This window comes from Rathayibacter sp. VKM Ac-2928 (assembly GCF_022815545.1).
Classification (GTDB): domain Bacteria; phylum Actinomycetota; class Actinomycetes; order Actinomycetales; family Microbacteriaceae; genus Rathayibacter; species Rathayibacter festucae.
Genome location: NZ_JALGRU010000006.1, coordinates 1 through 12,868, shown reverse-complemented (window position 1 = coordinate 12,868; position 12,868 = coordinate 1). Strand labels below are relative to the sequence as shown.

Sequence of the window (12,868 nt, the reverse complement as noted above, 5' to 3'; positions counted from 1 at the left end):
AGGGACCCCCTTCTCAGCTCATGTTGTGCGCGGGCACGTGCTCGGGATCCGCCCGCCGGACGCAGAAGCACCCCGCCGCAGTGCGCGACGGGGTGCTCGTGTGCGTGGGCGAGGAGCGTCAGCCCTCGAAGGTGGCGTCGAGGGTGATCTCGACTCCGGTGAGCGCCTTGCTGACGGGGCAGGTGTTCTTCGCGTCCTCGGCGGCCTTGAGGAAGGCGGCCTCGTCGATGCCGGAGACCTCGCCGCTGACGACGAGGGCGATCTTGGTCAGCTTGAAGCCGCCGGCCGAGTCCGGGCCGAGGGAGACGTCGGCGCGGACGTCGAGCGCCTCGACGGTGCCGCCGGCCTGGCCGAGGACGGCCGAGAACTGCATGGCGTAGCAGGCCGAGTGCGCGGCGCCGAGGAGCTCCTCGGGGCTGGTCGAGCCGTTGGCGTCGTCGGCCGCGCGCTTGGGGAACGAGACGTCGTAGGTGCCGAGCTTCGAGCTCGAGAGCTCGACCTGGCCCTCGCCGGTCTCGAGCGAGCCGTTCCAGGCGGTGCGTGCAGAACGAGTGGGCATGGTTCCTCCTTCGGGGCGGGGAGCACCTGCCGTGCCGGCGCTCTCCCTGGGATTCCGAGCCTAGGGGAACGATCGTTCTCCTGCAACGCGCTGGCGCGGAACGTCGCCTGGGAAAGCGCCGACTCAGTGCAGCAGCTTGAGCCCGATCACGCAGCCGACGATCCCGAGGACCAGCAGCGTGCGGACGAGCGAGAAGCCCTCGCCGCCGAAGAACATGCCGTAGAGCACGGTCAGCGAGGCGCCGATCCCGACCCAGACGGCGTAGGCCGTGCCGGTGGGCAGGTCGCGCATCGCGTAGGCCAGCCCGGACAGGCTGGCGACGACGCCGACCCCGAAGATCACGGACGGCCAGAGGCGGGTGAACCCCTCCGACTTGCCGAGGGCGGTGGCCCACACGGCCTCGAGGACACCGGAGACGATCAGGACGATCCAGGACACGACGACTCACTCCTTCGAGTCAGTCTTGTCGTGCTGCCGGGTACTGCTCCCTCGTCCGGTTCGCCGTCATCGGCTCCCGCCAGCCTGTCACCGCGCCCTGGGCAGGCCCTGGGCAGCGGCGGCGGGCGCGGGGCGGGGCAGCGCCGCTAGGCGAGGACCCGGTGGCCGCCGCCGCGCTGCCGCGCCATCTCGGCGCCGAGGCGCTCCGCCTCCTCGCGGGAGTCGTGGCGGGTGAGCGGGACGGCGGCGCCCGCGATGCGGTTGTGCCAGCCGGCGTCGTCGGCGTAAGTCTCGATGGCGGCGATGCGGTCGCCGCTCCTGCTGGTGTGCGCGGTCAAGGGCGCCCTCCGTCTCTCCCGCGTCTCGGAGTCGAGCGGGCCCACCAGACAACCCCGCGCAGCGGCGTCCGCTCCAGGGGTTGACGCTTCCGAGCAGGGAGGCGAAGGTCTCAGCCCGCGACGGAGGCGGCGGGATCGAGGTGGTCGGCCAGCGCGTCGATCGCCTGGTCCCAGCCGTCGTAGAACGAGTCGTCGCCCTGCTCGCCGTCGACGCCGGCCAGCTCGAAGGTCAGGCGCGTCAGCTCGCCGGCCGAGCGGATCGACACGGTCACGACGGGCGCGTCCGCGTCGCCGGGCTCGCCCCAGGTGAAGACGAGCTTCTCGGGAGCCGTGATCTCGCGGTAGACACCGCCGGTCGGGTAGGTCTCCTCGCTCGCGGTCGAGACCATCGTGTAGGCGTAGCGGCCGCCGACCTTCAGGTCGACCTCGACGGTGTCGCGCGGAGTGGTCAGCCCGCGGGGGTGCCACCACTGGGCGAGCTCGTCGGGGTCGGTCCACGCGCTCCAGATCTCCTGGGGCGTCGCGTCGAACAGCCGGGTGAGGGTGAAGCCCTGAGCGTCGTCGGTCATGGTCGTACTCCTTGCTGAGCGTCGGAAGGGGTGCGCGCGAGCGTACTCCGGGGGCCTCCGAGGCTCCTCCACTCGGTCCCCCGCGCGCAACCCGGACCGTGCTGGACGAGGGAGAGGACGCGCCGCGCCCCTTTTCTTGCTGGTCGAGCAGCCCCGCAGGGGCGTATCGAGACCCGACGTCATCAGCAGGGCGGGGCTGCAGACTCGCGTTCTGACGGTGGTGGATCTCGATACGCCCGCTGCGCGGGCTACTCGATCAGCATGAGAGGGCCCGATCCGCGGGCCGCTCGCTCAGCACGGACGCGGGTCAGCTGCCGAGGCGGCCCGTCAGGCGGCGGTGGAAGCCGGTGCTGCGCTCGTCGAGGCCCTCGATGGTGACGGTGGCGCCGTGGTCGCGGTACTTCGTCTCGATGGAGTCGAGGGCGGCGACGGTGGAGGCGTCCCAGATCTGGGCGCGGCCGAGGTCGATGACGACGGCGGCCGGGTCGTCGGAGTAGGCGAAGCGGTCGACGAGGTCGTTGCTGCTGCCGAAGAAGAGCGGGCCGGTCACGGTGTAGCGGACGGACGCGCCGTCGGCGGCGAGGGCGCGCTCGACCGCGATGACGTGGGCGACGCGGCGGGCGAAGAGGATCATCGCCAGGATCACGCCGACCAGCACGCCGAGCGCGAGGTTGTCGGTCGCGACGACGACGACCACGGTGACGACCATCACGAGCGTCTCGGGCACGGGCATCCGGCGCAGGGTCGAGGGGCGGAGGCTGTGCCAGTCGACGGTGCTGATCGCGACGATCATCATCACCGCGGCGAGCGCCACCATCGGGATGCGGCCCATCACCGAGCTGAGGCCGGTGACCAGCGCGAGCAGGAAGACGCCGGCGACGATCGTCGAGATCCGGGTGCGCGCGCCGCCGGTCTTCACGTTGAGCACGGTCTGGCCGATCATCGCGCAGCCGGCGATGCCGCCGTAGAAGCCGGCGAGCAGGTTCGAGACCCCGAGCGCCCAGGACTCGCGGCCCTTGTGCGAGGGGGTGCCGGTCATCTCATCGACGAGCTTGGCGGTGAGCAGCGTCTCCATCAGTCCGACGAAGGCGACGCTGAGCGCGGTCGGCAGGATCAGCTGCAGCGTCGCGAGGTCCAGCGGCACCAGGAACGGCGTGATGCCGGGCAGCTGCCCGGTCAGCGGTCCCTCGTCGGCGACGTCCGGGACGGCCAGGTTCGCGAGGATGACGACGGCCGTCACGACGACGATCGCGACGAGCGGAGCCGGCACCGCGGTGGTGAAGCGGGGCAGGACGAAGATGATCAGCAGGGTCGCGGCGAAGAGGGCGTACGCGATCCAGGGCACTCCTATGACATGGGGCACCTGCGCCAGGAAGATCAGGATCCCGAGCGCGTTGACGAAGCCGATCATCACGGAGCGCGGGATGAACCGCATCAGCCTCGCGAGACCGGCGAAGCCGAAGACGATCTGGATGACCGCGGCGAGGATCACCGTCGGCAGCACGTACTCGACGCCGTGCTCCGAGACGAGCGGCGCGATGACGAGCGCGACGGAGCCGGCAGCCGCGGTGATCACACCGGGGCGCCCGCCGAGGATCGACATCGTCAGCGCGAGGACGATCGACGCGACGAGGCTCACCATCGGGTCCACTCCCGCGACGACCGAGAAGGAGATCACCTCGGGCACGAGCGCGAGGGTCGTCACCATGCCGGCGAGCACCTCGCGGGAGAGCTGGCGCGGCGAGCGGAGGGCGTCGAGGACGGTGATCGCGCGGTTCGCGACGGCGGGGCGGGGCCCGGGCAGGCTGGTCGGGCTGGTGGGGACGGACACGACGGACCAACCTACCGTAACGTGAGGGTTGACGGAACGGAGTCGAGATGACGGACGAGCACAGCACCGAGCTGACGGCCGAGGAGGTCGAGGCGACCATGCGCATCGGCGAGCTCGCCGACCGGTCGTCGCTGTCGCTGCGGACGATCCGGCACTACGACGAGGTCGGGCTGCTCCGGCCGAGCGGCCGCACCGAGGGCGGGTTCCGCCTCTACACCGAGCGCGACTTCGACCGCCTGCTGCTCATCCGCCGGATGAAGCCGCTCGGCTACACGCTCGACGCGATGACCGAGCTGCTGCGCGTCGTCGACAGCCTGGAGCAGGCGGAGACACCGGAGGAGACCGCCGCGATCCGCGCGCGGCTGGCCGCCTTCGAGGAGGAGGCGTCGCTCCGCCGCGCGAAGCTGCAGGACCAGCTGGCGATGGCCGACGAGTTCCTCGCCCTGCTCCGCGCGCGCTGAGGCGGCGAGCAGGGCGAGGCGATCGGCCTGGCCCGGCTACAGGATGAAGAGCATCTCCTGGTAGGTCGGCAGCGGCCACAGGTCGTCGGCGATGAGCCCCTCGATGGTGTCGGCCGCCTCGCGGACGGCCGCCATCGCCGGGATCAGCGCGGCACGGGCGTGCTCCGCCTCGGCGAGGGCCGTGTGGCCCGGCTCCGCGGCGAGCGCGTCCTTCAGCGTGGCGAGCGCCGTGCGCAGGTCGGCGATCGGCGCGCTCACCTCGTGCAGCGGCGCGAGATCCGGCTCCACTCCGGCGGCCTTCAGCGCGCCGACGTTCAGCGCGACCTCGGTCTGGTGCCGCACGGCGGCCGGCAGGATCGAGGTCGTGCCCATCTCGAGCGTCAACCGCGCCTCGACGCCGACCGACAGCGCGTACTGCTCGAGGCCGATCTCGTAGCGGCTGTGCATCTCGCGGTGGTTGAAGACCCGGTACTTCTCGAAGAGCTCGAGGGCGGAGTCGGTGATCAGCTCGGGCAGGGCGTCGAGCGTCGTGCGCAGGTTGGCGAGCCCGCGCTTCTCGGCCTCGATCGGCCAGGCGTCCGCGTAGCCGTCGCCGTTGAAGACGACCGCGCCGTGCTCGGTGATGATCGCGGTCAGGAGGTCCTGCACCGCGGTGTCGAAGTCGGTGCCGGCGGCGACCGCGGTCTCCAGCTCGGTCGCGGCGAAGTCGAGCGACTCCGCCATGATCGTGGCGATCGTCACCATCGGGCCGGCGACCGACTGCATCGAGCCCGGCGCGCGGAACTCGAAGCGGTTGCCGGTGAAGGCGAACGGGCTGGTCCGGTTGCGGTCGCCCGGGTCGGTCGGGAGGATCGGCAGGGTGTCGACGCCGATCTGCATCGCGCCACGCCCCTTCGACGAGGTCGCCGGGCCCTTCGCGAGCTGCTCGAAGACGTCGGCGAGCTGGTCGCCGAGGAAGATCGAGATGATCGCGGGCGGGGCCTCGTTGGCACCGAGGCGGTGGTCGTTCGAGGCGGAGGCGACGGAGGCGCGCAGCAGCCCGCCGTAGCGGTGCACCGCGCGGATGACCGCGGCGCAGAACACCAGGAACTGCGCGTTCTCGTGCGGGGTGTCGCCGGGGACGAGGAGCGAGCCGAGCTCGCTGTTGCCGAGCGAGAAGTTGACGTGCTTGCCGGAGCCGTTGACCCCGAGGAAGGGCTTCTCGTGGAAGAGGCACTCCATCCCGTGCTTCTTCGCGACCGACTTGAACGTGGTCATCAGGAGCTGCTGGTGGTCGGCGGCGATGTTGCCGCGCTCGAACATCGGGGCGATCTCGAACTGACCGGGAGCGACCTCGTTGTGCCGGGTCTTCGCGGGGATGCCGAGCTTGAACAGCTCGCGCTCGGTGTCCATCATGAAGCCGAGCACGCGCTCCGGAATGGCGCCGAAGTAGTGGTCGTCGAACTCCTGGCCCTTGGGCGGCTTGGTTCCGAAGAGGGTGCGGCCGGCGTTCAGCAGGTCGGGGCGGGCGAGGAAGAAGTGCCGGTCGATCAGGAAGTACTCCTGCTCCGGTCCGCAGAACGAGACAACGGGCTTCGGCGCGACGTGCCCGAAGAGCTTCAGGATGCGGACGGCGTGCTCGCCCATCGCCTGCTGCGAGCGCAGCAGCGGCGTCTTGTGGTCGAGGGCCTCGCCGGTCATCGAGACGAAGACGGTCGGGATGCAGAGGGTGTTGCCGTTCGGGTTCTCGAGCACGTAGGCCGGGCTGGTGACGTCCCAGCCGGTGTAGCCGCGGGCCTCGAAGGTGTTGCGGAGCCCGCCGTTGGGGAAGCTCGACGCGTCGGGCTCGCCCTGGACCAGGGTCTTGCCGGCGAACTCGGCCAGAGCCGAGCCGTCGCCGACCGGCTCGAAGAAGCTGTCGTGCTTCTCGGCGGTGAGCCCGGTGAGCGGGTAGAAGACGTGCGCGTAGTGGGTGGCGCCCTTCTCGAGCGCCCAGTCCTTCATCGCCGAGGCGACGGCGTCGGCGACCAGCGGGTCGAGCACGGCCCCGTGCTCGATGGTGGCCATGACCGACTTGAAGACCGACTTCGGCAGGCGCTGCCGCATCACGATCGTGCTGAAGACGTTCGAGCCGAAGATCTCGCCCGGCGCCTCGGTCTGATCGAAGACGACCGCGGGCGGGACGTAGGCCTCGACGTCCTTGATCGCGTCGCGGCGGACCGTGTTCCCACTCATGTGTGCCCCGTTCAGCGGCGTCGTGCTCCGCGCCGACCGCGGAGACCGTGGCCAGGCTAGGGAGCGCAGATGCCGGGGCTGTTTCGGGGCCGTGACGTTCTCCCCCGGCCTGTCGCTCCCGCGCGTCTGCTTGCATGGGGGGATGAGCCTGCAGCGGACCGATGTGCTGGTCGTCGGCGGCGGACCGGTCGGCGTGCTGCTGGGCGCGCTGCTCGCCCGGCGCGGGGTCGACGTGCAGGTCTGGGAGCGGCGGACCGCGGTGCCCGCCGGGTCGCGGGCGATCGGCATCCATCCGCCCTCGCTCGACGCGATGGCCGAGGTCGGTGCCACCGAGCGGATCCTCGCCGAGGGCGTCCGGGTCGCGGAGGGCGTCGCGGTGAGCCGGCGCCGGGTGCTCGGAGCGCTGTCGTTCGCACGGGCCTCGCGCACGCATCCGTACGTCGTCACCCTCGATCAGCACCGGACCGAGTCGATCCTGCGGGAGCGGCTGGAGGCTGCGGCGCCCGGCGCGCTGCGCTCGGGTGTCTCGCTGACCGGGCTCGCTCGCGGGCGTGACCACGTCGACGCGACCGGGGCGGACGAGCACGGCGCTCCGGTGGCGGTACGCGCCGCCTTCGTCGTGGGTGCGGACGGGGCGCGCAGCGCGGTGCGCGAGCTGCTCGGGATCCGCAGCACGGGCCGCGACTACCCCGACTCCTACGTGATGGGCGACTTCGCCGACCCGGAGCCGGCCGCGCGGGCGTCGTCGGCGCTCGTCGACGTCGGGCCGGACGGCGTGATCGAGTCGTTCCCGCTGCCGGGCGGGCGGCGGCGCTACGTGGCGCTCGCGGGTGACGATCTGGTGGCGCCCGCGTGGCGGCCGGACGCGGCGCCCGATCCGGCGTCCGCCCTGGCGCTCAGCACCGTGGTGCGGGCGCGGACCGGCGCGGAGCCCGACCCGGCGACCTGCACGATGCTCAGCGGCTTCCAGGTGCGGCGGCGCGCGGCCGAGCGGATCGGCGTCGGGCGGGTGGTGCTGATCGGGGATGCGGCGCACGAGATCAGTCCGATCGGCGGGCAGGGGATGAACCTGGGCTGGCTGGACGCGGCCGAGCTCGCGCCGCTGCTCGTGGACGCGGTGCGCAGCGGTGCGGCGGGGCCGTTCCCCTCGTTCGCCCGGCGGCGGATGCGGGTGGCGCGGCGGGCGGCGCGGCAGGCCGAGCTGAACATGGCGGCGGGGCGGCCGACCGGCGGCGCGGGGCTGCTCGGGCGCGAGGGACTGCTGCGGGCGCTGCTGGCGCTGCCGACCTCGGACCTGCTCGCGCGGGTGTACTCGATGCGTTGGTCGTAGGGCCGGCGGTCGGGCTGCTCGGGCTGCCGGGGCTGCTCAGGCCACGAGTCGCGCGCCCGCCAGGCCGAGCTCGACGACGAGGACGAGCGAGGAGGCGATCACCAGGCGGAACAGCGTGCGGGTCGGCGGGCCGGTGAGCACCAGGCGGATGCCGGCGGCCGCGAGGACGAGGACCGCCACGGTCGCGACCACGGCGAGGACGATTCCCGGGCCGCCGACCGGATCGTCGCCGGCGACCTGGCCGAGCAGCACGAGCACCGCGCCGAGCATCAGCGAGCCGAACGCGACGACGCCGGAGAGGCGCAGCCCGAGGCGGTGCGGGAAGCCGCGGACGCCGGTCGCCTCGTCGTCGACGAGGTCGGGGAGCACGTTGGTACAGTGGATCGCGACGCCGAAGACCGCACCCGTGGCGACCGCCCACCAGGCCGGCAGCTGGCCGCCACCCGCCGCGACGGAGACGACGGGGAGCAGCCCGAAGGCGACGAGGAACGGGACGACGGAGAACGCGGTGCGCTTGAGTCCGGCGTCGTAGGCCCAGCCCGCGGCGACGAGGACGAGGTGGGCGACGGCGGCGACCGTCCCGAGCAGGAGCGAGAGCACGACGGCGACGGCGGCGGTGCCGAGTGCGGCGGCGCGGACCTCGCCGACGCTGATCCGACCGAGCGCGACGGGCTTGTCGGTGCGGCCGACGGCGCGGTCGCGGTCGGCGTCGATCCAGTCGTTCGCCAGCCCGATCGAGAGCTGCCCGGCGAAGACGGCGAGCGCCACGAGGACGACGATCCCTGGTGCGTGCCCGGACGCCGCGGCGAGCACGGTCGCCAGCACGGTGACGGTGACGGTCGGCCCGGGATGCGACGAGGCCAGCAGGAGGCGCACCCGGGACGTCATCCGGCCAGCCTACGGCGGGCGTGCGCGCGGCGCCGTCCCGGCCCGGTGGCGAGGGAAGGGAAGGACCCGCCTCTCTCTCATGCTGGTCGAGTAGTCCCGCAGGGACGTATCGAGACCCACCCCTCCGTCACGGGGGCCGATCGCCTCCCGCTCCGACACCGGTGGATCTCGATACGCCCGCTCCGCGGGCTACTCGATCAGCAGGGGACGCGGTGCCGCTGCGCTGGTGTGGGTGGTGGTGATCATGCTGGTCGAGTAGCCCGCAGGGCGTATCGAGACCCGCCATCGCCAGGCCGAGGGTCCTCCGCTTCATGCGGGTCGAGTAGCCCCGCAGGGGCGTATCGAGACCTTCCCCGTCGGCGCAGTGCCTCCTCCACAGCCCCAGTTCGGCCCCCGATCGTCCCTTTGCGCCCTTGAGCCGGCCCGCGTGACGGTAGTCCTTGATTCAATACTCGTATGACGGAGTTCGGATCGACGGAAGAGGCGCTCGCGCACCTGCGCGCACTCAGCGATCGCGCCGCCGCGAGCGCCCGCGCCGCCGCCCATCCGCGTCTCGCCGAGGCCCGATACCTCTACGACTTCCACCGCACCGCCCTCGCCCACCCGGACGCGTTCGCCCGCGGCGCGACCCCCGGTGAGACCCGCGATCTCGTCGAGCGCTCCATCCGCGCGGAGCTCGCCGTCGCGGAGGGTCTGTCGGAGCAGGTGATCGCCCGGCGTCTCGAGAACGCGCAGCTGCTCTTCGAGCACCTGCCGCTCACGCGCGCCCTCCTCGCGCAGGCGCGCCTGCACTGGGAGGAAGGGGAGGCGATCTGCGCGACCGCCAGCAGCCTCCCCGAGGGGTCCCGCGCCACTCTCGATGAGCGCGTCGCGGAAGCGGCGCCGTCGATGACGCTCACGCAGCTGCGCCGCGCCCTGCGCCGCTGGCGGGAGGAACTGCACCAGGAGTCCCTCGCGGCGCGCCACGCCCGCGCCCGGACGGACCGGGCCGTGTGGGTCACGCCGGATGTGGACGGAATGGCGACGCTGTGCGTGTACGGGCCGGCCCCTGCGGTGATGGGGGCTTACGACCGCGCCGACCGGATGGCCCGTTCTCTGCGCGATGCGGGAGATGAGCGCACGCTCTCGCAGCTTCGCGCGGACGTCGCCGTGGATCTCCTCTGCGACGGCGACATCATCGGCACCACTCCCGACGCCGAGGACCGCCCCGACCCGACGTTCGTTCCCGGTGTCCGGGCGGAGGTGCGGCTCACGCTCGCGGCGTCCACGGCCGTGGATCTCGATGACGAGCCCGCGGAGTTGGACGGCTACGGCCCCGTCCCTGCCGACGTCGCGCGGGAGCTGATCCGGACGGCGGCGTCGTTCACCCGGGTGCTCACCGAACGGGACACCGGTGCCGTCGTCTCCGTCGGCCGGACCCAGCGCGTCCCGCCGTCACGGATGCGGCTGCACCTGCAGCTGCGGGATCAGACCTGCCGCTTCGCCGGCTGCTTGCGCACCGCCGCACGCAGCGAGGCCGACCACACCCTCGAGTGGCGCAACGGCGGCGAGACCTCCCTCGAGAACCTCGTCTCGCTCTGCACGGCGCATCATCACCTCCGGCACGGCGACCGATGGACCTACACGAAAGGTGACGACGGAACGATCGTGTGGACGACGCCGACCGGGCGGCGCGTCAGCAACCGGCCGCCCCCGCTGCCGGGGCGGCCGCCGGACCTGCGGCCGCGACCGCATTTCGTCGACACACCGCCGCCGTTCTGACGGTGGTGGATCTCGATACGCCCGCGATGCGGGCTACTCGATCAGCATGCAGCTCGCGCAGACCACTTCGGGCGGTTCGGCACGGGCTCGCGCTTGCTGGTCGAGTAGCCAGCGGGGCGTATCGAGGCCCACCGCGATCGGGCGCGCCTCCGCCGAGGCGCACAGGGGAACCCCAGAAAGGTGCCAGGCGGCGCATCGGGTCGGAGCCGTAGGCTCGGAGCGTTCTGAAACCGCTCCCACACCCCGGGGGCGGCGACCCCCACGACGCCAAGGACGACGCCGATGAACCGCATGCCGAGCAACCGCACCACCGTGATCACCGCGCTGGCCTGCGGCCTGCTGCTCTCGACCGGAGTGGCCGCCCAGGGCGCCGCCGCCGACACGGCCGCCGCGTCGCTCGAGGACCACCTCGGCCCGGAAAGCGCCGCGGGCGACACGCTGCTGGTGAACGGGCGCGCATACCCGCTGCAGTAGCGCGGACCACAGGGCGATCCGGCTCATCGTCGCGCCGCCCAGGACGAGAAGCGATGGTTCGCGGGCGGGGGCGACGGAGACCTGATGTCTCTTCGCTGTCGGATCCTTCCGCTCGGCGCAGCTCCGTGTCCCCGGGGCAAGGACGCAGGGCGAGATCAGGGCGAGTAGTTCCGCTCTGATTCCTCCGAGAGGCCATCCGGTTCACCGCGGAACCAGGGGCCGGTCGGGAGGCACACCCCAGTAACGACGCGGAAACAGCGGCGACCGTCCTCGAGAAGAGGACAAAACGGACCCCCCGAAGTGGGTCATTTGCGGACCCTGTGAATCTCATCACACTGAGCTGCCTTCGCAGGACCGCAGATCCATGGACGACCAGCAGGCGCAGCACCATCACCCGAATCGCCGCTCGTCTTGGAGTCCCCATGCCCTCACCTCAGCCTGCCCGTTCCCGCCTCCTGGCGCCTTTGACCGCCCTCGCCGTGGGCTTCGGACTGCTGGTCGCGCCGGCAGCCGCAGCATCGGCGGAGGAGCAGCCGCAGACGACCATCGCGGGGACGTGGCACACGGAGGGGCCTGTCGTCGCGACTCCTCCGAGCTCGTCCGCTCGCCAGACCGGCGCCGCAGCAGCTCCTCCGATCAACGACGACCGGGCGAACGCGACGACCATCCCGTCGCTGCCCTACTCGTCCTCGGGGGCCCCCTACGACGGTGCGACTCTCGAGCCGGGCGAGGAAGCGAACTGCCGCACGACCGACCCCGATGGCTCGGAGTACCCGACCGACGGCTACGACTCGATCTGGTACAAGTACACCTCCGACAAGCGCCAGACGCTGAGCTTCTCGGCCGCGATCACCGGGCAGTACAGCCTCGTCAGCGCCTACGTCGACGGACCCGTCACGCCGGCCACCCGCATCAGCTGCAGTGAGACCGACTACCGCCGCACGAACTATCTGCAGGCTCAGGCAGGAGTGACCTACTACTTCCAGGTCAGCGCGCGCGAGTCGTGGGACGGCAATGCTCCCTCGGGCACGGCGAGCCTCACCGTCACCTCGAGCGCCGCGATCCCGAACACGACCTACTCCACTGCGACGGCCGTCACCGCTCTGCCCGCCACCATCACCACCACGAACGCGAAGGTCGACTTCAACTGGTACCAGCCCTACTCCGGCTGCGACTACAACGCGTTCATGGGGTCGCTCTGGTACAAGTACACGCCCACCACCACGGCGTCCGTCCGCGCCGACGTCGGCAGCAGCGCCATCGAGGCGAACGTCGGCGTCTATCCCTCCGACGGCACGACTCCAGGGCAGCTCCTCGAGTGCCCGGTGGGCCAGTCGGTGGAGGCGGACGGCTACAGCTTCTCGCGGGATCGCGCGAACACGCACTTCGTCGCCCAGGCCGGCAAGACCTACTTCATCCAGGTGTCCGGCTTCGAGTTCAATTCGGGCCCCATCACGCTCCAGCTCACCAAGGTCGGGACACTGACGTCGGCAGCTCCGACGGTGACCGGGTCCGGCGCGGTCGGCGACACTCTCACCGCGGTCCCCGGCACCTGGGGACCCCAGCCCGTCGAGCTCAGCTACCAGTGGTTGAGCGGGACCTCTCCCATCAACGGGGCGACCGAACCGCAGTTCGTCGTGCGCGACAACGAGCTCTACAACGGTGAGGTCAGCGTCCGCGTCACCGGCACGAAGGCCGGGTACGCCCCGTCCGCGCGGGTCAGCGCTCCGGTACCCGTCACCGAAGGCTCGCTCACGAACTCGGTGCCGACCGTGACCGGGTCCGCTGCGATCGGCGGGACGCTCACCGCGAACCCCGGCAATTGGGGCCCCGAGCCCGTCAACCTGGCGTACCAGTGGAAACGCAACGGCACCGCGATCGCGGGCGCGACGGGGAGCAGCTACGTCGTCACCTCCGCCGACTCCGGCACCGCGCTGACCGTCAGCGTCACCGGCACGAAGTACGGGTACACGACTGCGACCCGCACGAGCTCGGCCACCCAGGT

Annotated in this window: 11 protein-coding genes, 1 pseudogene and 1 riboswitch; of the genes and pseudogenes, 5 read left to right on the top strand and 7 right to left on the bottom strand. The window is 71.8% G+C overall.

Annotated elements, in window-relative coordinates:
- Window positions 1-118 precede the first annotated feature (118 nt).
- The 5 genes from MT350_RS18590 to MT350_RS18570 form a co-directional block, all read right to left on the bottom strand.
- Window positions 119-559, bottom strand: a complete 441-nt coding sequence (locus MT350_RS18590) for an OsmC family peroxiredoxin (protein ID WP_123444486.1) — start codon at window positions 557-559, stop codon at window positions 119-121.
- Between the two features lie 123 nt (window positions 560-682).
- Window positions 683-997, bottom strand: coding sequence for a multidrug efflux SMR transporter (locus MT350_RS18585; RefSeq protein WP_123444485.1), 315 nt, complete (start codon window positions 995-997; stop codon window positions 683-685).
- Window positions 998-1,010: 13 nt separating this feature from the next.
- Window positions 1,011-1,076: riboswitch (guanidine-III (ykkC-III) riboswitch) on the bottom strand.
- 67 nt (window positions 1,077-1,143) lie between these two features.
- Complete coding sequence (locus MT350_RS18580) at window positions 1,144-1,335, bottom strand: DUF2188 domain-containing protein (RefSeq protein ID WP_243599715.1); 192 nt, start codon at window positions 1,333-1,335, stop codon at window positions 1,144-1,146.
- A gap of 110 nt (window positions 1,336-1,445) precedes the next feature.
- Window positions 1,446-1,904, bottom strand: coding sequence for an SRPBCC domain-containing protein (locus MT350_RS18575; RefSeq protein WP_243616411.1), 459 nt, complete (start codon window positions 1,902-1,904; stop codon window positions 1,446-1,448).
- A gap of 307 nt (window positions 1,905-2,211) precedes the next feature.
- Entirely contained in the window at window positions 2,212-3,708 is a 1,497-nt protein-coding gene (locus MT350_RS18570; protein ID WP_243616458.1) for a SulP family inorganic anion transporter, read from the bottom strand.
- Between the two features lie 74 nt (window positions 3,709-3,782).
- Between MT350_RS18570 and MT350_RS18565 the strand changes: the two genes are divergently transcribed.
- A complete protein-coding gene (locus tag MT350_RS18565; protein ID WP_160086759.1) occupies window positions 3,783-4,196 on the top strand; it encodes a MerR family transcriptional regulator in 414 nt (137 codons plus the stop codon).
- Between the two features lie 36 nt (window positions 4,197-4,232).
- On the opposite strand, the gene MT350_RS18560 is transcribed toward MT350_RS18565, so the two are convergent.
- Window positions 4,233-6,410 carry a glutamine synthetase III gene (locus tag MT350_RS18560; protein WP_127888167.1) on the bottom strand — a complete coding sequence of 726 codons (2,178 nt, stop codon included), beginning with the start codon at window positions 6,408-6,410 and terminating at the stop codon, window positions 4,233-4,235.
- A gap of 142 nt (window positions 6,411-6,552) precedes the next feature.
- On the opposite strand from MT350_RS18560, the gene MT350_RS18555 reads away from it, so the two are divergent.
- On the top strand, window positions 6,553-7,740 hold the full coding sequence (locus MT350_RS18555) for an NAD(P)/FAD-dependent oxidoreductase (protein WP_243616410.1): 1,188 nt from the start codon (window positions 6,553-6,555) through the stop codon (window positions 7,738-7,740).
- 36 nt (window positions 7,741-7,776) lie between these two features.
- Here the strand turns inward: MT350_RS18555 and MT350_RS18550 are convergent, their stop codons facing one another.
- Window positions 7,777-8,628 carry a UbiA family prenyltransferase gene (locus MT350_RS18550; protein ID WP_243616409.1) on the bottom strand — a complete coding sequence of 284 codons (852 nt, stop codon included), beginning with the start codon at window positions 8,626-8,628 and terminating at the stop codon, window positions 7,777-7,779.
- A 456-nt stretch (window positions 8,629-9,084) separates the two neighbouring features.
- On the opposite strand from MT350_RS18550, the gene MT350_RS18545 reads away from it, so the two are divergent.
- From MT350_RS18545 to MT350_RS18535, 3 genes and pseudogenes are all read left to right on the top strand, one after another.
- On the top strand, window positions 9,085-10,389 hold the full coding sequence (locus MT350_RS18545) for an HNH endonuclease signature motif containing protein (RefSeq protein ID WP_243616408.1): 1,305 nt from the start codon (window positions 9,085-9,087) through the stop codon (window positions 10,387-10,389).
- 282 nt (window positions 10,390-10,671) lie between these two features.
- Window positions 10,672-10,863: a hypothetical protein gene (locus tag MT350_RS18540; protein WP_243599710.1), complete on the top strand. Its 192-nt coding sequence runs from the start codon at window positions 10,672-10,674 to the stop codon at window positions 10,861-10,863.
- Window positions 10,864-11,285: 422 nt separating this feature from the next.
- A pseudogene (locus MT350_RS18535) lies at window positions 11,286-12,868 on the top strand (hypothetical protein); the annotation flags it as partial.